The sequence below is a fragment of the Bradyrhizobium sp. URHD0069 genome, assembly GCF_000701345.1.
Lineage (GTDB): Bacteria > Pseudomonadota > Alphaproteobacteria > Rhizobiales > Xanthobacteraceae > Bradyrhizobium.
Genome location: NZ_JNIJ01000030.1, coordinates 22,098 through 47,766 on the forward strand (window position 1 = coordinate 22,098; position 25,669 = coordinate 47,766).

The 25,669-nt window shown below is 57.8% G+C and carries 26 protein-coding genes and 1 pseudogene; 10 read left to right on the top strand and 17 right to left on the bottom strand.

What is annotated here, in order from left to right:
• Nucleotides 1–211 precede the first annotated feature (211 nt).
• The 4 genes from N554_RS0118865 to N554_RS0118880 form a co-directional block, all read right to left on the bottom strand.
• Nucleotides 212–934 (bottom strand): metallophosphoesterase family protein, encoded by a 723-nt coding sequence (locus N554_RS0118865; RefSeq protein ID WP_029584890.1) that lies wholly within the window; start codon nucleotides 932–934, stop codon nucleotides 212–214.
• The gene (locus N554_RS0118870) at nucleotides 924–1,724 is read right to left on the bottom strand and encodes a hypothetical protein (RefSeq protein ID WP_197033632.1); all 801 of its coding nucleotides are present in this window, start codon (nucleotides 1,722–1,724) and stop codon (nucleotides 924–926) included. The genes N554_RS0118865 and N554_RS0118870 overlap by 11 nt, the downstream gene beginning before the upstream one ends.
• A 615-nt stretch (nucleotides 1,725–2,339) precedes the next feature.
• Complete coding sequence (locus tag N554_RS36045) at nucleotides 2,340–2,519, bottom strand: hypothetical protein (protein WP_036053567.1); 180 nt, start codon at nucleotides 2,517–2,519, stop codon at nucleotides 2,340–2,342.
• Nucleotides 2,520–2,657: 138 nt separating this feature from the next.
• Entirely contained in the window at nucleotides 2,658–3,437 is a 780-nt protein-coding gene (locus N554_RS0118880; protein ID WP_051677561.1) for a 50S ribosomal protein L11 methyltransferase, read from the bottom strand.
• Between the two features lie 372 nt (nucleotides 3,438–3,809).
• Between N554_RS0118880 and N554_RS0118885 the strand changes: the two genes are divergently transcribed.
• A complete protein-coding gene (locus N554_RS0118885) occupies nucleotides 3,810–4,565 on the top strand; it encodes a phosphorylase family protein (RefSeq protein ID WP_051677562.1) in 756 nt (251 codons plus the stop codon).
• A gap of 575 nt (nucleotides 4,566–5,140) precedes the next feature.
• Here the strand turns inward: N554_RS0118885 and N554_RS0118890 are convergent.
• From N554_RS0118890 to N554_RS40090, 8 genes are all read right to left on the bottom strand, one after another.
• The gene (locus tag N554_RS0118890) at nucleotides 5,141–5,845 is read right to left on the bottom strand and encodes a nucleoside deaminase (RefSeq protein WP_051677563.1); all 705 of its coding nucleotides are present in this window, start codon (nucleotides 5,843–5,845) and stop codon (nucleotides 5,141–5,143) included.
• Nucleotides 5,833–6,240: a tetratricopeptide repeat protein gene (locus tag N554_RS0118895; protein ID WP_051677564.1), complete on the bottom strand. Its 408-nt coding sequence runs from the start codon at nucleotides 6,238–6,240 to the stop codon at nucleotides 5,833–5,835. Before N554_RS0118895 ends, N554_RS0118890 begins: the two co-directional genes overlap by 13 nt.
• A gap of 318 nt (nucleotides 6,241–6,558) precedes the next feature.
• Nucleotides 6,559–6,783 (bottom strand): hypothetical protein, encoded by a 225-nt coding sequence (locus tag N554_RS42105; protein WP_245283644.1) that lies wholly within the window; start codon nucleotides 6,781–6,783, stop codon nucleotides 6,559–6,561.
• 232 nt (nucleotides 6,784–7,015) lie between these two features.
• A complete protein-coding gene (locus tag N554_RS0118905; RefSeq protein ID WP_029584896.1) occupies nucleotides 7,016–7,195 on the bottom strand; it encodes a hypothetical protein in 180 nt (59 codons plus the stop codon).
• Nucleotides 7,196–7,295: 100 nt separating this feature from the next.
• Entirely contained in the window at nucleotides 7,296–7,721 is a 426-nt protein-coding gene (locus N554_RS0118910; RefSeq protein WP_029584897.1) for a hypothetical protein, read from the bottom strand.
• Nucleotides 7,718–9,052: a recombinase family protein gene (locus tag N554_RS0118915; RefSeq protein WP_029584898.1), complete on the bottom strand. Its 1,335-nt coding sequence runs from the start codon at nucleotides 9,050–9,052 to the stop codon at nucleotides 7,718–7,720. The genes N554_RS0118910 and N554_RS0118915 overlap by 4 nt, the downstream gene beginning before the upstream one ends.
• A complete protein-coding gene (locus N554_RS0118920; RefSeq protein WP_029584899.1) occupies nucleotides 9,049–9,489 on the bottom strand; it encodes a DUF2924 domain-containing protein in 441 nt (146 codons plus the stop codon). Before N554_RS0118920 ends, N554_RS0118915 begins: the two co-directional genes overlap by 4 nt.
• Complete coding sequence (locus N554_RS40090; RefSeq protein ID WP_156041985.1) at nucleotides 9,486–9,686, bottom strand: hypothetical protein; 201 nt, start codon at nucleotides 9,684–9,686, stop codon at nucleotides 9,486–9,488. The genes N554_RS0118920 and N554_RS40090 overlap by 4 nt, the downstream gene beginning before the upstream one ends.
• Nucleotides 9,687–9,929: 243 nt before the next feature.
• Here N554_RS40090 and N554_RS0118925 point away from each other — a divergent pair, with 243 nt between their 5' ends.
• The 4 genes from N554_RS0118925 to N554_RS36055 all read left to right on the top strand — a co-directional run bounded on the left by N554_RS0118925 (nucleotide 9,930) and on the right by N554_RS36055 (nucleotide 14,265).
• Nucleotides 9,930–10,709 (top strand): hypothetical protein, encoded by a 780-nt coding sequence (locus N554_RS0118925; protein WP_029584900.1) that lies wholly within the window; start codon nucleotides 9,930–9,932, stop codon nucleotides 10,707–10,709.
• Nucleotides 10,702–11,739: an adenine nucleotide alpha hydrolase family protein gene (locus N554_RS0118930; protein WP_051677565.1), complete on the top strand. Its 1,038-nt coding sequence runs from the start codon at nucleotides 10,702–10,704 to the stop codon at nucleotides 11,737–11,739. Before N554_RS0118925 ends, N554_RS0118930 begins: the two co-directional genes overlap by 8 nt.
• 266 nt (nucleotides 11,740–12,005) lie before the next feature.
• Nucleotides 12,006–12,932 carry a DNA-methyltransferase gene (locus N554_RS0118935; RefSeq protein ID WP_245283645.1) on the top strand — a complete coding sequence of 309 codons (927 nt, stop codon included), beginning with the start codon at nucleotides 12,006–12,008 and terminating at the stop codon, nucleotides 12,930–12,932.
• A gap of 583 nt (nucleotides 12,933–13,515) precedes the next feature.
• Entirely contained in the window at nucleotides 13,516–14,265 is a 750-nt protein-coding gene (locus N554_RS36055) for a recombinase family protein (RefSeq protein WP_371259504.1), read from the top strand.
• Between the two features lie 383 nt (nucleotides 14,266–14,648).
• Here N554_RS36055 and N554_RS0118950 read toward each other — a convergent pair whose 3' ends face one another.
• Nucleotides 14,649–15,026 carry a PRC-barrel domain-containing protein gene (locus N554_RS0118950; protein WP_029584903.1) on the bottom strand — a complete coding sequence of 126 codons (378 nt, stop codon included), beginning with the start codon at nucleotides 15,024–15,026 and terminating at the stop codon, nucleotides 14,649–14,651.
• Between the two features lie 1,383 nt (nucleotides 15,027–16,409).
• Nucleotides 16,410–17,189 (bottom strand): succinate dehydrogenase iron-sulfur subunit, encoded by a 780-nt coding sequence (locus N554_RS0118955; protein WP_029584904.1) that lies wholly within the window; start codon nucleotides 17,187–17,189, stop codon nucleotides 16,410–16,412.
• Nucleotides 17,190–18,155: 966 nt separating this feature from the next.
• On the opposite strand from N554_RS0118955, the gene N554_RS0118965 reads away from it, so the two are divergent.
• The 3 genes from N554_RS0118965 to N554_RS0118975 all read left to right on the top strand — a co-directional run bounded on the left by N554_RS0118965 (nucleotide 18,156) and on the right by N554_RS0118975 (nucleotide 20,219).
• The gene (locus tag N554_RS0118965; protein WP_029584906.1) at nucleotides 18,156–19,226 is read left to right on the top strand and encodes an NAD(P)H-dependent flavin oxidoreductase; all 1,071 of its coding nucleotides are present in this window, start codon (nucleotides 18,156–18,158) and stop codon (nucleotides 19,224–19,226) included.
• 105 nt (nucleotides 19,227–19,331) lie between these two features.
• On the top strand, nucleotides 19,332–19,577 hold the full coding sequence (locus N554_RS36060; protein WP_051677566.1) for a recombinase family protein: 246 nt from the start codon (nucleotides 19,332–19,334) through the stop codon (nucleotides 19,575–19,577).
• Nucleotides 19,578–20,009: 432 nt separating this feature from the next.
• Nucleotides 20,010–20,219: a hypothetical protein gene (locus tag N554_RS0118975; RefSeq protein ID WP_029584908.1), complete on the top strand. Its 210-nt coding sequence runs from the start codon at nucleotides 20,010–20,012 to the stop codon at nucleotides 20,217–20,219.
• Between the two features lie 273 nt (nucleotides 20,220–20,492).
• Here N554_RS0118975 and N554_RS0118980 read toward each other — a convergent pair whose 3' ends face one another.
• Nucleotides 20,493–21,536 carry an alpha/beta fold hydrolase gene (locus N554_RS0118980; protein WP_051677567.1) on the bottom strand — a complete coding sequence of 348 codons (1,044 nt, stop codon included), beginning with the start codon at nucleotides 21,534–21,536 and terminating at the stop codon, nucleotides 20,493–20,495.
• A gap of 675 nt (nucleotides 21,537–22,211) precedes the next feature.
• Between N554_RS0118980 and N554_RS0118985 the strand changes: the two genes are divergently transcribed.
• Nucleotides 22,212–22,538 (top strand): antibiotic biosynthesis monooxygenase family protein, encoded by a 327-nt coding sequence (locus N554_RS0118985; RefSeq protein WP_029584910.1) that lies wholly within the window; start codon nucleotides 22,212–22,214, stop codon nucleotides 22,536–22,538.
• A gap of 465 nt (nucleotides 22,539–23,003) precedes the next feature.
• Here the strand turns inward: N554_RS0118985 and N554_RS0118990 are convergent, their stop codons facing one another.
• Together N554_RS0118990 and N554_RS0118995 are read right to left on the bottom strand one after the other, a co-directional pair.
• Nucleotides 23,004–23,216, bottom strand: a complete 213-nt coding sequence (locus tag N554_RS0118990; RefSeq protein ID WP_029584911.1) for a hypothetical protein — start codon at nucleotides 23,214–23,216, stop codon at nucleotides 23,004–23,006.
• Nucleotides 23,217–23,229: 13 nt separating this feature from the next.
• A complete protein-coding gene (locus N554_RS0118995) occupies nucleotides 23,230–24,141 on the bottom strand; it encodes a non-homologous end joining protein Ku (RefSeq protein WP_029584912.1) in 912 nt (303 codons plus the stop codon).
• A 498-nt stretch (nucleotides 24,142–24,639) separates the two neighbouring features.
• Between N554_RS0118995 and N554_RS42115 the strand changes: the two are divergent.
• Nucleotides 24,640–25,039: pseudogene (locus tag N554_RS42115) on the top strand (hypothetical protein).
• Nucleotides 25,040–25,669 lie beyond the last annotated feature (630 nt).

The following is a 25,669-nucleotide window of genomic DNA, read 5'->3' on the forward strand; positions in this document are numbered from 1 at the left end:
TGAGAGATATTAGCAAGCGTTGCGTCTAACTGTTTGTCTGCACTCAGACACTGATCTGGAGCAGGCGTTCCATAACATTCGATCCGCGAATGGCCGCTGTCGGAGGCGAAGCGGACATTCCTTGGATACCGCGACGGGATATTTTGATACCGCGTTTTTGCCCAGAGACGACTCGCTCGATGCAAAGGGGCTTTCAGGTGAACTCCCACCGTCAGACGGAAATGAGCGCATAGGGCAACCCTGAAGGCTTCTGCACGCCCATGGCGACGTTGTACACTCGCGCTCCGGCAGGCGTGCGGCCCTCATACTTCCCGCGATGCGCATGACCATGCACGACGGCGCATACTTTGAAACGGTCAATGGTCTCTGCAAGGCGCGAGCACCCGAGGAAGGGATAAATTTCGAGAGGTTCACCCTCTACCGTATCGACAATCGGGGCATAGTGAAGGACCACGACGGCGCGCCGGCTGTTCACCGTGCGCATGATGTTCTCCAGCCGCATCGCTTCATTCATCGCTTCGGCAACAAACGTCTTGATCGCCGGCTCGCCGAAAGAGCTCAGCATTCTTGGACCAAATCCGCCGGCAAAGCCCTTCACACCAATAAATGCCACGCCATTAACTTCGGCTGCTTGGCCATCGAGCAGGTGTACGCCCGCGTCACAAAGGATTCGTTTCACCTCGTCGGCATGTCCCGACTCGTAATCGTGGTTCCCAAGGACGCCGATTACTGGGATAGAGCAGACACGCAGCTCTTTAGCGAGGATTTCCGCCTGTGCCGGAGTTCCGGTATCGGTGAGGTCGCCGCAAAGGACCAGGGCGCCGGCACTCTTCGAGATTGCTTGAAACAATTCACGAAGCGCGCCCGACTGCCCATCCTTCACATGAAGATCGCCGATGCTTGCAAATGTGAATGAACTTGCATCATCGTTCATTGCCGCACTCGTCTTCGACGTTCAGAAAGCCCCATTTCTCGGTCGCACCTCGGTAATCGGAGCTGGAAAGCAAGCGACCGCGGCAGAGTTTCGTCGCCGGTGGCGGACCTTCCCGCTGCCGACTCAATCGTTCAAGAAGATCGTCAAGCAGCCAATCTGGAATGGCATCTCGCTCGCTCGGATAGATCCAACGAAACGTGAGCAGATGACAAAGCAGTATCTCCCAATGTGGGTTCATGTACATGATCAGGCGCTGCCAATCGATTGCCTCTCGCTGCTTAAGAATGAGATGGACGATATCGACGCCATCATGACGGTTCCGCTTCTGGATGAACGCCTTGGACCAGATCAGCTCGGTGGGGTTGATCACAGGCACGCAATGCCCGAGCACTTGAGCCTGTGCTGCATACTGAAACCACTCTTCCTGAACCGGCACGGCGCCATTGCTGGAACCAAAGATGATGTCAACGAAATCGCGGCCGCGGTGAACTTTTCCCAGCCAACTCTCATCCGCCGATACCCGATTGTTCCGCTGTAGGTGAGAGAGCAGGCGGGGGAATTCCGCGGCAGTCGTAAAAATATCTAGGTCCTTTGTCGGGCACCGCGCGTGGGTATAAAGATTTACGGCGTACCCGCCTCCGATCATGAACGGAAGATCCGATTCGAGGAGATCCCTCAGGACATTTGAATAGAACTGCTCCCTTTGGGTAAGAGACGCGAGCTTGAACGCATCGACATCTGTCGAACGTTCGGTACCCCGCGCTGCAATCTGGCGATCTCGCGCGTGCACTGATTACTCCATTTGTTCCTGAATACTAATCGGCGCGCATCGTGGAAGTTCCTTTGAGTTCCGAATTGAACGACTCGCCGCGAACGGCCGCGGCGGCAGCAGAAGGCGTGCGAAAGAACAGGACAAACGCTTCCTAGCGACCCCGCCGCCGTGGCTCCGATCATTGCCCTGCCCTCATGATCAGTTCCTTCAACAACGCGCCGGCGCCTGGTGTTTACCCGAACCGAACCAGCCGTATTCGATGCGGCGGCGCAACTTGCGCGCCATTGGATTTTAATCTTTCGGCCATCCGGATTTTCCATGTGGAATACTTGATCGGATTCTGACCACGCTTTTCCGAACTATCGCACAAGCGCCTGGTGGGTCCCGAGGGCCGGGGCGACGAGCCCGGGCCGACGCGGCGCCGGCAAAGCCGGCCTGCCAACGCATGCGCGCGTCTCTATCGCCCCGCTGCTTCCCGATACCTGCATTGGGCCGATGCGGGAAAGACAAAGCAAAACGCCGATGTCCGTTCTGGGGTCCAAAAGCTGACTTGGAGGGGACTTCCGCTTTTGGCGGATACTGTTGCAAAAGTCGAAAATCGAATGACTCCGAAAATCTCGCGGAATTTGATTCTTAGGCTTCTTTACCGCTGAAATGCTCTGCAGCGCCGCTGCGAAGAACCGTGTCGATTTTGTAGGTAACGATGTGCTCCCTCACGTCGCCGCGCACGAACCGCATCAGTGGTCCTAAAAATTTTCGCTCGGCAGCCAAAAAACCCTTTTTCAACACTATCGGCGCGAAGCGGACATTCACTGAAACATCGACTTCAGATAAGTGCCATCAGCGGCCATTCGGGAACCTCATTCGATTATATATTTCGGTAGCGCCAGAGGAGCCGGTCCAGACCATTTACTTGTAAGGTCAAATGCCTCAGCCGGTGCTTTGTGCAGGTTACAAAGGAACCGCATGCTGCGCTGCCGGGCGCAGCTCGTAGAGGACCATCGACTCGATATAGAACGAGCGCTCATAGACGAGTCGGGCGCGCAAGCCCGCCTTATTGATCAGCCGCCCGAGCAAGTCGAGATCGGAATCCGACGACAGCATGACGTAAATGCTGCCGCCAGGCTTAAGGCGCTCGTGGGCCTGTTCAAACAGGGCTGCCAAGTCCCGATACTGCGGGCCGGCATGCCAGCCGCGGTCGGCGAGATCGCGGGGCTCGCCCGCATGCTTTGGCGGACTTGCTAGGATCACGTCAAAGAGCGGCCGAGGCGCAAGGGAGTCGAGAAGATTCGCGCATACCGCCGTTACACAGTTGCCAAAGCCGTTGGCTTGCGCATTCTGTCGGGCTGAACGCGCTGCATTGGGATTGATGTCGAGCGCCAAGACGTTTGTGGCACCGGCGCGCGCCGCCGCGAGAGCCAGGATTCCCGACCCGGTGCCGATATCGGCCACGCTCTTACCACTCAGGTCGAGGCGGTCGATGAATTCCGCGAAATATTCGCTGCTGAGAAAGAAGCGCGGATGGAACACTGTGGGCGGGACGCTCAAACGGAAGCCTGCCGCCGGGATCGTCCGAACATTTCGGCGGCTGAGGATAACGTGATAGGAGAAGAAATGAATGAAGGCGCGCAGAAGACGGCGGAACGGCCCGTGCGGTTTCCCGCGCCGATCGAGAGCACTTGCTGGGATGGCGGCCACTTCAATGGCCTTCGAACGCGAGGCTTCTTTCATGCTGGAAAATACTCCTGTGCAGAAATCGGCGAGGAACGAAAGCCGTAGCCGTCGGTTACGGGCCGGGGCCGACAAGCCAGCGCAGCAATCCGGGCGCCTCCTCTTTGAGGCCTCTACCATTACGGGCGATACCACCCGCCGTAATAACGGGGATACACCGCGTAAGGTAGTACGGGTACACGCAGGGACGGTAATAGCCGTAGGAGCCCTAGTAGCGATAGGGGTAGGGATCAGGCGACCGCACGCTCCCGCGCAACAATGTCGAGCAAACCTGGCCCCGCTTCCGGGTGGTGTGGTCAATTCGGCGTGAATCAGTTTATTGCTAAAACTGAAACTGGAAACACACTCGTTTCAGAATTATCGAGGCCTACGATGACCTTGCTTGTGAACCTAAATGAGGCGGAGGAGGATCAGACTGGCACCCCTGACCTGAAGACTCTGATCGCCGTTGTTGGACTTGCAGTTGAGGCCAGAATAGCCGGGATGGCAGCGATGATCGCTGATGGTGACCGGACCGCCTTTCTTTTGCGTGACGCCATCCGAAAAGGTGTGCGCGGCATCATAAGCTTTGGCGTATGCGGCGGGCTAGATCCGGAGCTCCGACCAGGTAAGGTTGTCATCGCTTCGTCGGTGTTTGCCGGGAAAGATGAAGCTTATCCAAGTGACTTCCTCTGGGCCGAGGAGCTCCTTCGGCTGATCCCGGGCGCCGGCTACTCTCCGATTGCTGGAGTGGCTTCCCCGATGACAAGTTTTGAGGAGAGACGGGACTTCCATGCCACCACCGGGGCTGTCGCAGCTGATATGGAGTCGCAAATCGTGGCCCGAATTGCTGCCGAATTCAGAATTCCCTTTGCCGCTTGTCGCGTTGTTCTAAACCCTGCCCATCGGATACTTCCGAGAGCAGCGCTCATAAAGATCGGACCCACAGGTAAGCCTGGACTGCGTAAAATTGGAGGTTCAGTTGTTAAAGACCCACTGCAACTCCCTAGTCTTAGCCGGTTAGCCGTGGACGCTGTTATTGCGGTGCTGGCATTGCGCAGTGCCAAACAACGGCTCGGAACTCACCTCGGTTTCCCGCACCTTCGTTCACGGCCGCTCACCACTCCGACTCCTGCACTTCAAAAATAGCACCAGTCTGATCCCGCCGTCAGTGCTGCTGCCCGCACGGTGCGACGCCAACTAGCGCGAGTCCGAGCTACCAAAAGGATAAACTGGCCCCGAGCCCCTGTGCGATCAGCGGTATTTCGATGGATAGGCGTCACATTTTTAGCCGCGTTGCGACCGGGCAAGTTTAACCAGACGAGGGAGCGTCGCCAAAGCTCCCCACAGAGCCACATCCGAAAACCTCATTCGTGAACGGCGAGTTGACTCCGAGGATCAGGATGATTGCTGCACCGGCTAAAACCGCAAGATGCGATTATCCCAATCACGCAACTTGGTCCCGAGGACAGACTGAAACTCAGGACAGAATGGAAGCCAGAACACAAGAACGATCAGAGAGGTCACAGGAAGCGCTGTCACGCTGTTCCACGAAAAAGCAACAGCGAACCTGTTCAATGTCGCCGGCCAATCGAACTGCCTGAATTCCTCTAGCGCCCGTTGCCAACGTCGCGAGAACTGAAGCAAAGTGGTTTCTGCGGTGGAGCCCGCTCGCGCTGAAATGGAGGGACAGGCGAATCCGAACAGCGACGTCGGTAGCGCGCTCACGAGTCGGACTCCGGGTCGAACTTCGGCATAGCTTTCGAACCCGCACGTGAGCGCAGGAAGGCCTTGCTCACTGATAGGGCCGGCGCAGCTAAAAAGGCGGTCAAGGCGGCCCACGAAAACATGGGCCGCGGCGCGGCCGCATGGCGCTCAGGCAGATCCGCCGCCGATCCAAAGCAGCCTCTTCGTTTCATGAAGTGCCAAGCGAGCGGGTTCCACTGGCTCCAGACCTGCTCGGCCTGCGCTGCCAACAGGCCGGAGACGATTTCCGGCGGAGGTCCAAAAACCTCAGGTAGTTTGTTCGATAAATCGTCGTCCTTCAGCACGTTCCATTTCGAATATCCGCCCATCACAGGAGAGGAGAGAGCGAACACCACCCGACCAATCCGCGCCTCCCTTGAACAAAACGAACACATCGGGCAAGGTTCAACGATCGAATACAAGGTACAATCCTGCAGACGCTTTCGTTTAAGGACCTTTTGTGCCTCGGAAAGCGCCACGAGCTCCGCGTGGCGCGTCACGTCGCTCTCCGATGAAACGCGATTTGTCGCCTCGGCAATGACCTGTCCTCGAGAAACAATCAGGGCGCCGAACGGCAGCTCTCCTTTCTTCGCTCCAAGTTGAGCGACTTCAAGGCATCGCTCCATCATTTGCAAATCTTGAAGGTAAGCTTCCGGCCTGCTCATGAGCGTCAGCTGATCCATCCGAATTGACGAGCAGTCCCCCCTGGTTTGTTCAGCGCTGGCCCGACTTCGGGATGGTCGGGGCCGAGCACTTCCTCACGGATCGCCAGCGAGCGCCTGTGGAGCGGCTCGGCGTCGGTATAGCGGCTTTGGTCCTCGTAGAGCCCCGCCAGATCGTCCAACAAGAACGCGACCCCGGGATCGTCGGGACCGCTCACCTTCTCTTGGATTGCCAACGCGCGTTGGACGAGCGGTATTGCATCCCCATACTTCTCCGCGCGAGTAAGCTCTCTCGCTCTAGTCTGGAGCGCTATCGCTTCTTTATCGTTTGGTGCCGCAGACGGCATTGTCGCCGAAGCCGCCCAGAGGACCAACGACGCAAAAACGATCGGGTTCTTTCGATGGATTCTAACCATTGACTTCCCCGCTCAAATTCCAAGTGGAGACCAGCGATCATTTATTATGCGCTGCGCGTCTGCTGCACCAGCGCGGCCAGCGCCCGCAACTGCCGCACCGCTGAGAAGAGATCGAATGAGATCCGAGCCGCACGACCAAATCCTGCATCGCAGGATATCGAAATGGCGCGGACCAGTCAGTAGGTAATCAGAGCCTTTTCGCAACTCAGCGGGTGACGTGGCCAGGTCCGACTTCCGTTAAGGGGTCAAAAGCTGACTCTCACGTAATGTCTGCTCCTGGGCGCTTAGCGGATGTGCCAGCTCCTCAACGCACTCCGATTAATTCGAATTGTGCAGCGCGGAACGCTGCTGTGCCCACGTCGCCGGCAGCGGCTTTAGCAGATCATCAAGCTGAAGGGTGGTGGGTTGGCGTCCAGTGAGGATCGCTTCAATAATGTCTGGCGCGATCAAGGTCAGGCGGAGAATTCGGCTCAGATAGGAATCGTTGACCTTCTCGGCCTTGGCCAATTCTGCTGAGGAATTGTACTCGCCGCTTTCGAGCATTTGCCGCCAGCGGTGGGCGCGGACCACGGCCTTGACGAGCGCGGTTTCGACCCGTGTGACGGGGTCGCACCGGAGGTGACAGGATCTGCTTGCTACCGCCGCGCTGGAGGAAGGTAACGAGGCTACTGACGGTCGCGGTCTGCCCGTCCTTGCTGATGCTGGTTTGAGCACCGGTCGTCATGCGGCATCCCGCTCGGAGGCGGAGTGACCGGCCACTCGCCGGCTATCAGGGCTAATCCGTCGTAAACGGGACCACGTCGCCGTCGGCCGCCTTGATGACAGCCTTGGCCATCTCGGTGGGATCGAACCCGAGGTTGGCCAGAACCTCGGCAACACCCTGTCGCTCCAGCTCAGCGACCACAGCCTCGGCCACCTTCCACAGGCGAGCTAACTCGGCAGCTTTATCGGCCATGATGATCAGCCTCTTTTATGGGTCAGCTAGTCATGGGCACCCTCAGTACCCCTCGATAACCCCCAAGGAGCCTCAATGATCCTCAGGTAGACGCCGTGCGCTACTGCTGACCAAACAGCGCGAAATGCTGCAATTCCCACGCCGCCGGCAGCGGCTTGAGTAGATCGTCGAGCTGAAGCGTGCTGAGTTGGCGTCCAGTGAGGATCGCTTCAATAATGTCTGGCGCGATCAAGGTCAGGCGGAGAATTCGGCTCAGATAGGAATCGTTGACCTTCTCGGCCTTGGCCAATTCTGCTGAGGAATTGTACTCGCCGCTTTCGAGCATTTGCCGCCAGCGGTGGGCGCGGACCACGGCCTTGACCAGTGCGCCGTCAACACGCGGGGCGGGCGACCATGGTGCCGTTCCCGGAGGTGAGAGGATCTGCTTGCGACCGCCACGCTGAAGAAAGCTCACGGAAATGCTGACCACCGCCGTGCGCCCATCCTTGCTGATTTGGGCTTTGCCTGCTTGAGCGCCGGTCGTCATGCGGCATCCTGCCGGGTGATGGAATTGCCGGTCAATTCGCCGAGGAGCGAGGTGACGCCATCGATCCGGAGCTTGATATCAACGCGGTCTGCGCGGATATCAACGCGCTCGACGAGAAGCGAGATGATGCGGGACTGCTCGGCCGGGAATAGTTCATTCCAAAGCGGATCGAACGCCTGCAGGGCGGTGCGGACCTCGGACTCGGTCAGGCCCTTGATGGATTTGCGGGCGCTGCGCCATGTCTGGACGATGATTTCGGGGGACAGCAGCAGAATGCGGACCTGATCGATCACGATCTTCTCAATCTCGGCGGCCGGAACCCGGGCAACCGGACAATCGTCTGAGCCCTGCTTCAGGACGGTCTGGCTGAGATAGTAGCGATAAAGCCTGCCATTCTTTCGCGTGTGCGTCGGCGACATGGCGACCCCGGTGGGGCCGAAGATGATTCCTTTCAACAGGGAGGGCGTTTGTGCCCGGGTGGAAGCCGCTCGCCTGCGCGGGCTTTCCTGGAATCTGGCCTGGACCTTGTCCCAGACCTTTCGGTCAATGATGCCGGCATGTTCGCCGGGATAGGAGACGCCCTTGTGCACGGCCACGCCGATATACACGGGGTTGTTGAGCATTTTGTAGAGAATGCCCTTGTCGATCAGCTTGTCGTACTTGTTGCGGATGTTTCCCGCGATCAGCTCCCGCGCCAGCGTGGTGATGGCCCCGGTCTTGGCGAAGCGCTGGAAGATCGAGCGCACGAGCTTGGCATCGACCTCGTTGACAACAAGTTTGCGATCCCGGACCTCGTAGCCGAGCGGCGCCCAGCCGCCCATCCACATGCCCCGCTTGCGGGACGCCGTGAACTTGTCCCGGATGCGCTCGCCAATCACCTCGCGCTCGAATTGGGCGAAGGACAGCAGAACGTTAAGCGTCAGCCGGCCCATTGACGTGGTGGTGTTGAAGGACTGCGTCACCGACACGAACGTGACCTTGTGCTGGTCGAACACCTCGACCAGCCGGGAAAAGTCCATCAGCGAGCGGGACAGGCGATCGATCTTGTAGACCACCACCACATCGACCTTGCCGGTCTCAATATCTGCGCGCAGCCGCTTGAGCGCGGGACGCTCCAAGGTGCCGCCGGAGAAGCCGCCATCGTCATAGCGGTCGGGAACGAGGATCCAGCCCTCGGCGCGCTGGCTCGCAACATAGGCCTCGCAGGCCTCGCGCTGGGCATCAAGGGAGTTGAACTCCATCTCGAGGCCTTCTTCGCTCGACTTGCGGGTGTACACCGCGCAGCGGAGTTTTTGCTGCGGCACCAGCGCCGTGGGCTGTTTCTTGCTCATGCCGCACCGCGGTGGTTCTTCAGCCCGAAGAACACCCAGCCGTTCCAGCGCACCTTGGTGATTTCACGCGCGATGGCCGACAGCGACTTGTAAGGCCGACCCTGAAATTCGAAATCCTCGCCGCGGATCGTCACGCAATGCTGCACACCCTGCCATTCGCGCAGCAGACGAGTTCCGGCGATCGGCAGACGATCAGAGCGGGTTTTGGCGCGGGGCTTGCCGTCGTATTGCCTTGCCAACACCCGCAGCCGGTCGACGGTTTCCTCTTTCAGGCCGCCATAGGCCAGCTCCTGAATACGATAGGCCAGCCGGCTTTCCAGGAAGCGCCGGTTGTACGGCGGGGGCTCGGTATCGAACAATGCGCGCCATTTAGCTTTCAGCGCGGGTGCGGGCGCGCCCTTTAAAGCCGCCAACTGGGCTAAAACGGTATCAGTCATGGTGAAGCCTCGGGAGAGCAAGATGGCGCATCACTGCTCTGGTCGGGCGTGAAGTGAAGCGAACTTTCTCCGAACTCACGAGCAAACACGCTGGACTTACGGCTTTGAAGCCGCATTAGAGCGTCGGCCAGCAGCCCGCCGATTTCAGCAATACGTTCGCTTGGCTTGGGATCAACCGAATGTGCAGGGTTCATCATCGAATCCATTCCAACAGGATGGCCTCTGATGAACTCGCTCAGGCGAAAGGAATATCGAAATCGTTTAGTCGACGTAGCTGTGCGACGAAGAAAGTGGCCTAGCGAAAACCACGGCCACGAATGTCCGTCAATTTTTTAGAAAAAGTGCGACGCCCGTTCAGAATTAATTCAAACAATCACCGGTAGCATTGCTGGCACGCCTTAAGTGAATGCGAAGGTGGTGCAGAGCAGTGAGCAGGCACGATGGGCCACCAGCATTTGGGAACACTGTCTCGCTCTCGTAAGTGGCGGGAGATCATCGAACTCATCGACGGAGGCGCTAACGTCCAAGAGGTCGCCGCCGCGACATCGGCTGCTGCAGAGCAGCAAATGATGGATACAAGCGATGATCCGGCCCTCAAGCACTCTTTCTGGCTGCTCACCCAAATACCTATCGCTGCACGTAAGGAGGATTTTGCCCTCGAACTGAGGCAGCTCGGCTTTCGCATCAGTGATCGTCCGACATTGCTTGAGGTAGCAACAGCGATGAGCGGCGCGGTCGATCGGTTCGTCGCGAGGAAGGGTGGCCGGACGGACGTCGGGGAAATGGCTCAGCTATCAGCGCTCGAAAGCCTCAACGCTATTGCTGGTCGGGAGTTACCAGACCTCTTCGACCAAGTCGTAGAGAAAACAAAGAGTGCACTTGGCGGTTTAGGCACTGCGAGACAATTCGCCGTTCTGGCGCGAGATTTTTTCTCACGGCTCACGCGTCGGCACCTCGACTATTTTCTGAGCCGGCAGCTGTCGCAGCATGTCGGCTTCAATTCACGGTTCCAGACTATCCGCGAGCATCGGCAGTTTGATGAGGCCCTTGATCTCCACTGCCGCGAGGCTTCGAGAATCATCAAAGAGTTCTCCGGGGAGTGGTTCTCAAAGCACACTTATGAAGGCGGCATTACCGAAACCAAAGCGGGTAATTTCGCCCATGTAGCCTTCCACAAAATGAGAGATGAACTGAGGCAGCGCAGGAGCACTCATGCGTGAGCAGCACGTCCTATGCGGCGGACTAGGAGCTGCACGTAACGGTTCCAATGCTGTGAACATTGACGTTAACGCCGCGCCTGGCGGTCCTAACAGGGTCAACTTGCATATTGATCACATTTCAAAGCGGCTGGCTGACAATATTCCAGACGTGCTGACCGACATGCTGGAACTTGCGGCTTACGTGTACTGCGCCGACCAGTTCACTAGCCGTGGTACAAGCCAGATGGCCGGAATGGGAGAGAAATGGCGGCGCCAATTTCACTTCAAAGTTCCGGTTCGTCGTGTCGCTCTTTGGACCCAGCCAGAGGTCTATGAAGCACTCTGCGATACGCTGAATTTCCTGTCTGAGGACGAATTTCACTTTGAGTTTGTGGCATCCTCGAACTCGCTCCCCCTACAATCGTATCTTCCGTTCGAGGATGCAGGCGCACACTCTATTGTACCGGACGAGGTCATCCTGTTTTCGGGCGGGCTGGATTCATTGGCTGGTACAGCTTCCGCCATTATGGGCGCGGGAAAAAAGGTCGCCCTGGTCAGTCATCAAAGTTCCACGATGATTGCCTCAAGGCAGAAGGCCCTTGTCGTCGACCTTCGCGAACGCACGAAAATGAGCGCGCTTTTCCCTATTCCGATCAGAATCAACAAGGGAAACGAAGAAGCGGTCGAGTTCACTCAACGCACTCGATCGTTCATGTTCGCGACTTTAGGTTTGATCGTGTCCCGGATGTTCGGCCTGAATGACCTCTATTTTTACGAGAACGGAGTGGTGAGTATCAATTTGCCGATCGCCTCCCACGTCCTCGGGGCTCGAGCAAGCCGAACCACTCATCCCCAGTTCCTCGCGAACTGCAGCAAGCTATTCTCCCTCTTGTTGTCGGCTGATTTCACTCTGCGCAATCCATACCTTTGGAAAACCAAAAGCGAAGTCGTGAAAATTCTTGCGGAAAGCCAAGGCGCAGATCTGATCTCGAAGACGTTTAGCTGCACACGCGTGAGAGAGGCGACCAAACGCAGTCAGCATTGCGGTTGAGAGCCCCAGCTAAGCTAGCCCTATTCCCGATTTCGCGGTCGACAACGGAGGTGACTTCTTGGCCGTGCCGGCGGTGGAGGTCCCAAACCTTTTTTATGTTCTCGTCGGCCGCCCCGGAAAGATGCTCCGCAACGCGAAAGACCTGCCCATAGCTAGCGGTAAAGGATTGCTGCGACAGTGCGTATGCCATTGCCGACAACAAGCTCACCCTAAACGGTGGCTGGGACGAGGAACTGCTAGGGCTTGAGCTTGGGGAGCTTGAAGTCTTGGGTTTCGACCTTGACCTGATCGGCTTCACTGAAAGCGAACGAGAAGCACTAGCCGCGCAATTTACAGAAGGGCTGACCGATCCAGACGCCGTGCCAGACTTGCCCCGCGACCCGATCACGCGAGCCGGCGATCTTTGGATCCTTGGCACGCATCGCCTCCTTTGCGGTGACAGCACGTCCGCGGAAGCTACCGAGCGGCTGCTGGCCGGGGTCAAGCCGCAGTTGATGATTATTGACCCGCCCTACGGCGTGAACTACGATCCGGCGTGGCGGAAACGTGCCGGCGTCAATCTCAACGCCCGCAAGCTCGGCAAGGTAGCTAACGACGATCGAGCCGATTGGCGGGAGGCATGGATGTTGTTTCCAGGCTCGGTCGCATATGTCTGGCATGCGGGTCGGCACACGAGTGAAGTCCAGCAGTCCCTTGAGGTTTCCGGCTTCGAGATGCGCTCTCAAATCATTTGGGCCAAGGACAGATTTGCCCTCAGCCGCGGCCATTATCATTGGCAGCACGAGCCCTGCTGGTACGCGGTGCGTGGGACGTCCGGGACGCGTTGGAGCGGGGACCGCAAGCAATCCACACTTTGGACCATCAACGCACGCGAGGACGACGGGCACGGACACGGGACCCAGAAGCCGGTTGAGTGCATGCGCCGGCCTATCGAAAACAACTCGTCGCCAGGGCAGGCAATCTACGAGCCGTTCAGCGGGTCCGGCACCACCATAGTCGCGGCCGAGATGACGGGGCGCTCCTGCTTCGCGATCGAGATCGATCCGGCCTATGTCGATGTCGCGGTGCTTCGCTGGCAGGCCTTTACGGGCGAGGATGCCAGGATCGACCAAGACGGGCGATCGTTCGCAGAAGTAGCCGCCGAACGCGCGTCGAAAGCGCCGGCTGATGAGACGACGACCACCCACGCCTGAGCCATCACTGCGGTGCCAGGTCGAAGCCATGGCCGCCTACGGCATCCCCGAGGACAATATCTCCCGGGTGAGCGATTGGTGATAACCGCTGCTAAAATTAATTCTCGTTCCAATTGACTCCACTTGGACGCGGCGTAGCCTCGCCAGCGGATCGCGAGCTAGGCTTCCCACGCCAGCAGAGCCAGAACGGGTCGCTCCCGCCAGCGCCAGTCGAAGTGGGCCGGTTCCACGCGTAGGTGCACCAGAACGGCGCTGGTAACAGCGCCGTTTCTTATTGGGCACCCGGCAGCAGCGCGTTCAGCTCGTCGCCTCGGTTGGCCGGGGGCAGGCCACTGTAGCAACGAAGTGGCTCCGAGCCTGTTAAGCATTCGCGGCAGGTAGTCTCTCTCCTCAGATAGCCCCCGCCGTCAGCGGTCCCGCCATTTGCAAGCCGCAGCTTTCGCAAATATCGCCGTAACAATCCCGACTAGTGTCGCGTATTGCCCTGCCAACGGGCCAAAGAAGGGCACGTGGCGCGGTGCGAGCGTCACGCGGCCTACGGCGACATCAGAAAGAATTCGAACGTTGAACTGCCTGTGTGCGCATGTCGCACAGCGGTAAGAAAAGACGCCAGTCGTCTGCGCTGCTGCAACATGAAAAGAGCAATGACATTGCTCTCAATCCCGCTACGACCAAACCGCATACGGTGGTATGGAGTTTGGTCATGGAGCGCGCCGTCGCATATCTTCGAGTCTCTACGCAACAGCAGCAGCGCTCTGGCCTCGGGATCGATGCGCAACGTGCGGCCGTTCAGCGCTTTGCCGAAACCGAGTCACTCAAGATCATCGCCGAATATACCGAGTTTGAGACCGGCAAGGGCGCAGATGCCCTGGATCGGCGCCCGCAGCTTGCGGCTGCCTTGGCCGCAGCACGCGCCGCGAAGTGCAGCGTAGTTGTGTCGAAGCTCGATCGACTATCGCGTGATGTGGCCTTTGTATCGGGGCTAATGGCGCAACGAGTGCCGTTCATTGTTACCGAACTTGGCCGAGACGCTGATCCATTCATGCTCCACCTTTACGCAGCGTTGGCGGAGAAGGAACGCCGGCTGATATCTGAGCGGACGAGGGCCGCTCTCCAGGCGAAGACGGCGGCGGGAGCAAAGCTGGGAAATCGAACTAATCTTGAGTACGCCGGGCTGCTCGGGAGTTCTGTTCAGCGGCAGTCAGCCGATAAATTGGCGGCGAGTCTCGTGCTGATCGTCAAAGCCATCCGCCACACGGGTGCCTCGAGCCTCCGCGAAATTGCTGACGCTCTAAATGGACGGGGAATCCGGCCAGCGAGAGGCAGCAAGTGACACCGATCGACCGTGCGGAATCTGATCGCACGCATTGAAGCGGCGGCGCCGTAATCCTTTTATAGGCGGGAAGTTTTTATAGGCTGGAAGTATGGCGCTGCGGCACAGCTCGCGGATAACGAAAGAGCTCAAGGCCAGCGATGCCGGTGAGGAGGGCGCCGACAGCCTTGCACCGGACGACCTGCAGCCGAGTACTCGTATAATTTGAGGGGGCTCACGGCCGTCGTCAGTGGGTTGAACAGGTGAGGCAGATACAGACATCGGCGCGCTCGAAAGCATGAGCAGCCCGCCCTTTACATCGGCCGCCTCACACCGGCCCCGGGGCCGGTCGATTCACTCAACTGGCACTGACAATTGAGAATTTTCAGATGCGCAGTCTAGCATTATAGGCCACCTCGGACGTCCCAGTAAGTAGGTGTCCCGTAGTACCGGTGGGTGCGCGTTTCCCAGTCTCGATCCTGCCACGAGTCATCACTGAACTCAGGCGCATCCTTCAGCTGTTGCTCGGTGATACTGGTGCGAAAACCACTAAGCGACGTATCATATGTCAGAGCGCCCCAAGGGATGGGATAATGGCTGTGGCCCAACCCAACAAATCCGCCAAAGCTCATGACGGCATAAGCCACCCGACCTGACACCTTGTCGATAATGAGGTGATCAATCTCACCGATGTTCTTTCCATCTGCCCCATAAACCTCGGTTCCATGAATGTCTTCGCTTGAGATGCATTGATGATCCGGATGGGCTGTTGCGCGGGCCATGGCTTCGTCTCCCTCACAAGTGAGTTTCGTCGACTTAACTCGGCCGCTACATGCTCGTTCCTGGCACGCCGGACAACATTTCACAAAGTAATTCTGAAATCCGATTTCGGTCCCGCGGCCGCTGCATTTGTGCGTTCATGCCGACTCAATCACCCCGTCTGGCAGGAGCCAGCACAATCTCTATTCCGCTCCTACCGTGACGCGGTTGTCTACCCAACGAACACTAACTCCAAGGCCAACTTCTTCTGAACTGGCTTGGGTAGCGCCCAATACAGTCGCAGCCACGACCAGGCTCAAAAAGTAGCTCATGGCCCGCTCCAACTTGTGACTGTTATTCTAACAGGATGCCTCGGCAGAGGTTCCGGCTTGCCTCTCAACACGCTAGCGCCCGATCAACAGCGTCGACGGATGGTAGACTGGCCTTCCTGTCCTCCCGCTCGACGCCGCCACCCTTCGGCGGTATTCGATCTCTGCCAGCGATGACGCGTTTCGTTGTTCGGGAAGGGCGGGGAGCGCCTGCGGCTTATCCGCCGCACTTGGGATTAGCCAGCCTCGATGCGCTTGAGAAGAGCGACCCGTTTGAGAGCTGGGACTGTTTTGCCGGGAACGAATTACTTTTGCGCCGGTTATTCCAGCGAGGCCATCGCCCGCCGTTTAGTACGGCCCCTGTGGCTGTGGGCGAACCGGAGTTCGCAAGGTACGGCGTGCGGGCTCAACCTCAATTCCCTAACATCTGATCCGCGCAGGGCGCTTTGGTTCTCAAATCGAAGAACCGTAGCAGCGGCTGTCCGATCGTATTGAAAACAACTGAGAAGAGCTGCCGCGATCGGTCCAAGATCGCCGATCATGCAACACTCTTACAATCTCAACTTAGGTCACGATAGATGTACAACGGCAGGGAACGCTCACGGAACCAAGGCGAACATCGGGGAGAGCTCGCTCTCCCAAAATAGGGGCGCGTGGGTATCACACACTGTCAAATAGGGCTCGCATGAACGAACCTTTTGGGTTGGCGCCAGGGGACACTGTAACAAGGCGGGTTCGGTTCCCAAGGCTGGTGCCCTGGTTTCGCGATGCGCCGTACATCTAACCGCGGTACATCTAACCATTGCCAGTTTCCAAGCTGCGGCCCCCCGCAATCGAGCAAGGTGTTGGCGCAAGACCGTGGAAGTAAGTTAGCGGCCTCACCCTTGCAGCGAATCCGGAGGACCGCGCTCGTGTGGCGGGCAGGCTGGATTCCCAGTCCGGTACGAGGCGAAGAAGACCCGCCGATCGAAAGATGCGATGAAGAAGGCCCGGCAGCAGCCGCAAGCGCCTCGAACGGGCACTGGCGCGGTAGCAGAGCTTTTCCGAGGCCCTCGAAAGATATCCCCCTAGGTAGTTTTAGATCTTTCTTTCGACCATCATCAACTTCAACTCAGCAATCGCTTGCGCGGGGTTAAGTCCCTTAGGGCAGGCTTTGGCGCAGTTCATGATGGTGTGGCAGCGATAGAGACGAAACGGGTCTTCGAGATCATCGAGCCGCTCCCCTGTCGCCTCATCGCGGCTGTCCTTAATCCAGCGGGCAGCCTGCAATAGTGCGGCGGGACCAAAAAAGCGCTGGCTGTTCCACCAGTAGCTCGGGCACGCAGTAGAGCAACATGCACAGAGAATGCATTCGTACAGCCCATCAAGCTTCTCTCGGTCCCCATGGCTTTGCAGCCATTCTTTGGGTGGGGTGGGTGTTTTTGTTTGCAGCCAAGGCTCTACCGCCGCAAGCTGAGCATAGAAGTTGGTCAGATCAGGGACGAGATCTTTGATAACGGGCTGGTGAGGGAGAGGATTGATCTTGAGTGCGTTATCCTTCACCTCGCCCATGGACTTAGTACAAGCGAGGGTGTTCTGACCGTCTATGTTCATTGAACATGAACCGCAGATTCCTTCGCGACAGGAGCGTCTGAAAGTCAGCGTAGGGTCGATGTTATTTTTTATCCAGATCAGGCCATCCAGTACCATGGGGCCGCAATCATCTGCGTCCACAAAGTAGGTGTCGATTCGGGGATTGCGACCGTCGTCAGGATTCCACCTGTATACCTTGAACTCGCGCAACTTAGAGGACTTCGGTTTCGGCCAGGTTTTTCCGCCGCTGATCCTTGAGGGTTTTGGCAGAGCAAACTCAACCATTCAACATCTCCAAACTGGTACGCTTTGAAAGGAAGTGGTCCAAATCGCATTTTCACCTGCAAGTCGACCAATATCGACCAGAATGCGAATATGACGCAGACCTTGTCCAGCGCTCCGCCTTCCCTTTCTTGGCCCGAAAGTTCCGCCGTCGACGTCTAACGTCGCAGTCGCCGAATCGTGCCAAAGAATCGGCCCTCAGTGCGGGGTTGTGTACCGCGGATAGGTGACTGGCTAGGCAGGGGGCGAGTGGGCCGATTTATGCTCTAGGCTGAAGCGTTGTATTAACTGCCCGAGGAAGCGGACCGATAAATGCGCGTTCGGCCTCCTAGAGTCGTTGCGGCGTCGCTTCAAAGTTGTCTGGAGCGGATGACGAGCCACCGCCCCATTCGACATACCGGTGCTGGCATCCTTTTTGAAGCGACGTCCTAACTTTTGTTGGGAACCGAGAAAATCCGCTACAGTTTTCTTGTCATTCTCTTGCAGTGTTGGAGCTGCGCCCTAACCATCGAATCGATTAACGAACGCGCGGACGCAAAGGTAGAAACACTTTTCATCAAGCGGCGCGACGCCTTCGTATCGAGCGCCCTCGCTTCCTTTTTGCGACTGGCTCTTGCCGGCCGGAAGATCGTGCAGGCGGCGGAATAGGAGCGACAGCTGTGCAAAGCGTTTTTCATTGCACGAACCGCCTGCGGAACGTGAAGGCGACACAATCATGCAGGTGCCCGGCGTTCCGGCTCGCTCTCTGATACCCTCTTGATCAGCCACTACCAACGTGCCCATGTTCGGGCGGAACTATCTCTAGGATCGAGAGCATTGTCTCCGCCGGTTTAGCCCCTGTTGCCGCTGCCAACCACGCCGAAGCGGCTATCTGGCATTCCGATCGATGCAATCTGAAACCGTCGCTTGAACTGCACGGTTGCGGGCGAGTATGAACCTTCGATGCAAGACCAATATAAAGGTTGGACAATGAGTGATACGCTCAATCGAGCCAAGAAGTTCTGCGACCGTTTCGGCCTTCGGGCTCCAATATTGCTCGCGCCGATGGCGGGAGCTTCCGCCCCCTCGTTATCCATCGCCGTCGCGAATGCAGGCGGCCTGGGCTCATGCGGCGTTCTGCTCATGCAACCCGACGAAATCCGCTCCTGGTCTCGCGAGGTCCGATCCAACAGCAATGGCGCCTTCCAACTGAACATCTGGATACCCGATCCGGCGCCGAAACGAGATCCGGCTCATGAAGCGAGGGTGCGGGAATTCCTCGGGAAGTGGGGACCGGCGCCCTCTGCGGAAGCGGGCGAGGCGGTTCCACCCATTTTTGCGGACCAATGCGGATCCATGCTCGAAGTGGCCCCTCCTATCCTTTCCTCGGTCATGGGTCTCTACCCTCCTGATTTCGTCAAGAAGATGAAGGATCGTAACATCATCTGGTTCGCCAACGTTTCCACCGTCGCGGAGGCTAAGGCGGCGGAAGAGGCTGGTGCCGACGTGATCGTAGCGCAAGGATCGGAGGCAGGTGGCCATCGCGGCTGCTTCGACGCCTCCGAGGCGGAAGCTAAGCAGGTCGGGTTGTTTTCGTTGTTGCCTGCTGTGGTCGACGCCGTCCGGCTCCCGGTTGTGGCAACGGGTGGCATCGCGGACGCCCGTGGCGCCGCGGCGGCTTTGACGCTTGGCGCGAGCGCCGTGCAGATCGGAACGGGCTTTCTGCGATGCCCCGAGGCCAAGATTCATCCCGCGTGGGCCGATGCGCTTGCGCGCACCGCGCCCGAAGGCACGATCGTAAGTCGCGCCTTCAGCGGACGCGCCGGCCGCAGCATCGCGACTAACTACGTCAAGGCAGCCCTCGGCGCCGACGCGCCTCGCCCGTCTCCGTATCCTATCCAGCGGGGTCTTACCGCTGCTATGAGAGCTGCCGCCGCAAAGGAAGGAGACGTTCACCGCATGCAAGCCTGGGCCGGCCAATCCGCGGGACTCGCAAAAAACGAGCCGGCAGCGGTCGTGTTCCAGCAGATCTGGGATGGCGCGCGGGCTTTGCTCAATTGAACCAGGCGCGATCCGATCGAAGGAGATATCCGATTAATTAGCGCACTTCCAGAATTGACCTGCGGCGTGGACTGACCAAAGGCCATCCGGTGGTATTCCGTTTGTATGGAGCGCGCGGTCGCATGTCTTCGAGTTTCGACGCAACGCCAGCAGCGCTCTGGGCTCGGGATTGAGGCCCAAAGGGCACCAATCGAGCGCTTCGCGGCGCCCGAGTCGCTTACCATCATCGAAGAGTATGCCGAGTTCGACACCGGGAAGCGCGCTGATGCGCTCGATAGGCACTGCGGCCAGGCGAGCGAAGTGCAGATCGTTGTTTCCAAGCTGGATCTGGCGGCAATTCGATCAGCATGAGCCGCAGATTTGCCCGAGACTTCAAGACAACCCTTCGGCAGCCTGCGCTAACAGGAACGGCCTTGGCATGCTGCCTGTCGCTTCTGGGCAACCCGAAGGAATTTGTTTAGTTCCAGTTCTGAAGCGTTGGCGCTGGCGTGTCCAGCCACGTTTGGAACGATTAGGGACTTTCGGTCTTGTTTCGAGAGATTGGATGAGCAGCGGCTTTCCATCGATGCCTCTTCTGACGGAACGTTCCGATGTGGATTCGAGTGAGGATGAAATACGCGTCGTGCACCAAAGTTGTGGGACGGCCTCGAAGGCTTAGGATAAAGAAGATCAGTTTTGGTCCAGCAGAGTGACAGCTAAAGGAGGAGCGTATCAGCCGCGATCTCAGGAACGCGTGATACCCTTCAGGCATTCGCTGTGTGGTGTCGCATTAGGATGAAAGCTATGCTGAGGGATGACCAGATCGCAATCCTGTACGATATTGCCCAGTCTATTGCTTTCGCCGACGATAAGGAAGGCGAGGTCCAAACCCTGATTGTCGAGGGTTATGTTGTGAAGGATGGAGACCTGTACGAGCTTACGGAGATGGGCTTAAAAGTCGTCGAAGAGCACGTCTCACAGTTATCGAGTTCGGACCATCCGGACGATGGTTAGCTCAGCCGCTCCCGGAGCTTTCTCGGCCGAAGCCCAGTCTAGGCGCCGACAGCAGTCAGCTGATCGCGAACCGCAGTTTTCTTAGAGCACGATCGAAAGTGGTTTGCGGACCGTCCTTGGCGTGGGCGTTGATTGCGCCGAATGATCCAAATACGAATTCACAAGTCGTGACGATCTTACTGCGCGTTGTTGTGCATCGGCACTATAAGGGCTCGGTCCCTAAACGCGAGCTCTTCTATTCTGCAGCTAGCAGCGCTCCTTCGTCGATCTTCATCAAGCATGCCGATGAGTCCCGCGCATCCAGGCAATGACGCGGGGCCAGATCTCTCGATGGGCACGCCGGCCGACGAGCGGCCCTACGTGCTGTAGCCCGACGCCGATTTCCGGCACATAGGCAAATACCGTTGCACTGCTTAGCGGGTCCAAAGCGGACGAAGGCGGAACCAAGCGGCTTGTATAGTCCACGATCGCGGCGGTGGGTATTTCGGCAAGCGAGTCTAAGCGCGCTAAACGGCCGAGCACACGTAGCTCGTTCCGGGCAAACCGGTCTTGTCGATAGAGCAAATCAACGACGCTTTGGAGCAAAGGAGCGGGCGGGGCGAATTCGTCGAGGCTCCAACGAATGACGCGGGCGTGAATGGCAAAGGCTTCAACATCCGGCAAGCTGGCCCAGGCGTCGGCCCAGCGCCCAAAGGCAAATTCCTCCGGAGCCGCCGCAACGCTGGCCAGATCGAGAAGGCTCCCTGGAATTGGCTCAATCGTCTCGCCAAAAAGCCAACTGTCTGGATACGCCGTGATCGGTCGCAACGCTCCGGTCTGTTCGCCAAAGCGCAGCGGGGCCTCAATCAGGACAAGTTTGTCAACGCGAAGCGGCTCGATTGCCGCGAGTATCGCGGCAAGCGTTCCACCAAGGGAATGGCCGACAACGATCGGCGCTCGCCCATGCTCGCTTGCGATCTTCTCGAGGGCACTTCGGAGTGACCCGACGCTGTTGCCAAGGTCGCTGCTTCCGCTCTCTTCTTCACACCACTCGCTCAGGTACACAGAAAAGCCTGCTTCGGTGAGCCGCCGTATTACGCTCACCTCCGGCAAGAGATCGAATATGTAGGGCCGCTTGATCGGGGCAGGCACAATCAAAACAGGACCGGCGGTTCCGGCGTGTTCGCCATAGCGCCGCAACCGAAGATCTGGTTGCGCTAGCACGACGTGCCAAGATGCTTCGTGCGGTGCGAACCCTGAGTCATCCAGTAGCCAACCAAGCCAGCGCCTGAGGGCGTCGCTCATGAAGAACATCGGGAACATCGAATTCTGAATCACACCTGGCTCTCGCTGCGAGTACGGGTGGCGGAGAACACGCACATCACGACTGTCAGAGCAAACAGCCCGACGATCAATCAAGGCCTACTGGCGGTCGCCAGGAGCGCTCGCCTAATGGCGATCGGCAGGGCGCTTTCTCGGCGACCGATGAAGAAGCGGAAGCCGACCCTTTCCGGTTCGCCGCTTGCGTCTTATTTCGGGATGCCATAGGTCGGCTGTGGCACCCGTTACCAAGCTATTAGGACAAGTGGTCAAAAGAAGAGCAACAACGGCGAAATTGAGTTTTCGCTTTCTATTGGAAGCAACGGTCTAAGCTTGTTCCCAACGTGCCGCCCAAACTGGCACGAATAACGCCGCCAACTTGCCTTGGGACAGGGTTTCCCTTGTCCGCACCCCATTTGCGAGCTGGCTGTCTCGAATCTGCGAATGGCCTAATTCGGCCAGTACCGAGAAGTTCGTACTGGCCCCTTTCCATCCCGAAGAATGATTAGTCGTCTCTAGAATTTTAGAGTGGTCCCTTTTGGTTCTTCGGCGGGTTCGTTATCATGGGATCGCTCGATATCGTGTAATGATCGATGAACATTGGACCTGAGAGCACTTGTGCCAGCGAAATGCCTGGACCGGCTCGCGACGTTCCGACGCTACGTTTCCGGGTTTGAGAAAGGGAGTCATTCCATGCCCCAGATTCAGACAGGAAATCAGCCAGTTACGCAAATCACCGTCATCGAAGCCGAGCCGGAAAAGCAGCATGAAGCGCTGTCGTTGATGGCTGAGCGAGCGCATTTCATGGCGCGCCAGCCGGGCTTTGTCTCAATCAGCCTGCATCGAAGCCTCGATGGACGACGCATTGTCAATTATGCCCAGTGGCAAAACCGCGAACTCCTGCAGTCAGCTCACAGGTCGCCAGACTTCCGCAAAGCTTGGCGCAAGTTTGACGATTTGACCGATCAGATCGATCCCCATCTCTATGAAGTAGCGGAGGTTCTGGAAGGCGGTCGCTGAGCACCTCGGACTTGCCATCGAGATCCTGGAACGTGAGTGAGCATGCACCATCAGACGCTGCTTAGCTTGCAAGCGGAAGCGGCGAGCACTAAGCCAGAGACGCTTGGGTCAATGCCCAGCTGCATAGAGCTGATAAAAAGTAATAAGATTTCGAATGCGATCAGGATGGGGCAAAAATTGACTTTTCCACTAGCTATTAAAAGTCGCAGGTCTAAGCTTGTTCACAACGTGCCGCCGCCCAAACTGGCACGAAAGTGCGCCTCCGAAGTACGCTCCAGCATCACCGCCCTTCAGCGGCATCTATCGGTGACTGAGAGCTTTGTATGCTCCCGCCTGATCGGGAGAACGCATATGGCAGAGTATCGCGTTTACATCATGGGCCCGGACGGCCATTTCCAAAACTCGGTTGCTCTCGACTGCGCAGACGATGACGCGGATCTGCATGGTCCGCCTCTCGCGCGACGATCACGTTCTGCTGTGGGCGCGCTTGTCCTGAATGCGCTGACGCTCTTCTTCTGACAGATCGGTGGGCGCACCTGTCAGTTTGCGCGCATAGGACTGCTCCACCGCTTCGGCCAGCTGCTCGTCTACGGTCTGCTCGCCATCCTGCGACCCGGTTTCGACCTGATTGTTCTGTGCAGTTACGGCAGCTTTGTTCGTCCGATTTTGCTCTTTCATGTTACAACTCCACTTATCCGGCTTTCTTGCGTCCAGTTGACCGCTCGGACTTCACGGTTTTTTTGTCCGCGCCTCGTTTCCCTTCGATTGGTAGCAGCATTTCCTTTTGACCTGCGGCGGCCTTGCGAGGTTTCTTGCCCTTTGGAGCCGTTTCGCTGTAGAGGCTCTTCTTCAAGGCGTCCATAAGGTCCACAACGTTCTCGCCGCGCGGTCGTGGCTTCGAGCCGACGGTTTTGCCCTGGCGCTTCGCGTTGATAAGTTCGGTAAGGGCCTCCTCGTAGTGGTCCTCAAACTTCTCCGGCTCGAAAGTGGATGCCCGTTGGTTGACGATATGCTTCGCCAGATCGAGCATGTCTTTGGTTACCTTCACATCCTGGATGTCATCGAAGTACTCGTGCTCCGAGCGGACTTCATAGGGGTACCTAAGGAGCGTACCCATGAGACCATTGCCGAGAGGCTCCAAGCCGATGATGTGCTCCCGGCTGGTCAAAACCACGCGCCCGATAGCGACCATGTCCATGTTGCGGATGGTCTCGCGGATCACGGCGTAGGCGTCGTGACCGACCTTGCCGTCCGGCACGAGATAGTAGGGGCGGATGAGGTAACGCGGGTCGATGCTGCTCTTGGGGACGAACTCGTCAATGTCGATGGTGCGGGTGGACTCAAGCGCGATGTTTTCCAGCTCGTCCTTCGACACTTCGACGTAGGTGTCGGTATCGACCTTGTAGCCTTTGATGATGTCCTCGGATGAAACCTCTTCGCCGGTATCGGCATCGACCTTCAGGTATTTGATTCGATGGCCGGTGTTCTTGTTGATCTGGTTGAAGCTGATTTTTTCGGCATCGGAGGTGGCCGGATACAATGCGACCGGACAGGTAACAAGGGAGAGGCGCAAAAAGCCCTTCCAATTGGCACGCGGGGCCATCGAAATACTCCACTCAACTGAACTGAATGCTCAATATAGGAGACGCGCAAAAAGCTCAAAAGTGCCGAAAATTGAATCATTTACACTCGGGGCAGGTATCTCCGACAGACTGCATGACATCATCAAGCGCCCGCACTGCCTCGGCCGGGGTGGCACCCCTGAAGGGGTACTTGGATGCGATTTCACGGGCCCGTTTCCATGCGTCCGGATCAGTTCGATCCAGCATATGCCCGTGCTCTTCACATTCCTTGATGGCGTGGACTTCCAGCAGGAGGCCGATAGCCCAGCCCTGTAGGGTTCGATAGGGCTCCCTGACCGGCGCGCCTGGTTGCCTAGCTTGTGCACCGCTTCCCATGGCGTGGAATTTGCCTCTTGGCTACAAACATCTAGAATAGCGGCAAGACTCGCATGTTCCGATGCGCGTCGGAATCGCGGATTCGCGTTTTCCACACTAGCACCAACTTGCTCAATGTTCTAGTTTTGTTCTAAGCATAGGTTATGAGCGATCGACCCGCCTCTTGGCGAATGCCCAGCCCCAAGCAGATGAAGATGCTCGCCCGGGAGCGGGACCGGATGGTGCCAGAGACTTGCTCGCCGACACCGGACCAGCCGCCGCCTGCGGAGTGGTGGGATAGCGTCCTGGCCGACCCCCCGGGCAGCCGGCAAGCCATCGCTGCCTATTGAACAGCGCCGTTTATCGGAAGTGCCGAGAGAATTGCTGCGGGTCGAGTGCTTACGCTGTCGCCGAGTGGTCGAGATACATAAGGCGGACGCGATCCGACTATATGGACCGCACGCGGTTTGGAAAGATGCTGGCCAACGTTTGCTCAATGACGGATGTCAGCACCGTACCGGACGTCACGAGGAAGATGGTTGTTGGCCGAACTGGACACGATGACGCAGACATCCATCAGCTATCCATGTTCTTAGCCGCACATCAGTGGTGCCTTCGCCGAAATCAACTCCGCACAGGAACCGAGCCGTAAGGGCCTACCCACAAAACTTGACGGCCTCAGCTTACGCCCCACGCTGGGGGCCATTTTCTTTTCGGGACAGCACCTCAGACGAGGCGGTCAGGAACAATCCTCTACCCTGCAATTTGATGGATCGTGCCGATGGCCTTCGGCACAGTGTTGTCCTGCCCGTGCTGGGGCTGTTTTTTCCGGATCGCGCGACGGGGATAAGCGGAACGCGCGACGGGGATAGGTTGCCCGACTACTTACACGGCTAGGCCTGTCTGAGCCGGCGCGGACGCACCGTCGTTAGCGCCATGTCTCCCGGCGCCCCTGGCCAGCATTTTTAAAATCGTCTGTTGCAGCGATATTCCTGGACAACTCTTAGTCGGTCGTCTCTCGAGTTCGGCGTAAGAGTCGAACGCGTTCAATTCTGCTGCACAGTTCGCAACGATATTGAACGAGGTCGTTGCCTTCAGCTTCAGGTATACTTTTCTCGATCTTCATTGTCTCTTTACACAGAACGCAACTCAAGAGATCAATCAGCGGGCTTTTATCGTCGTTCAACTTGATGC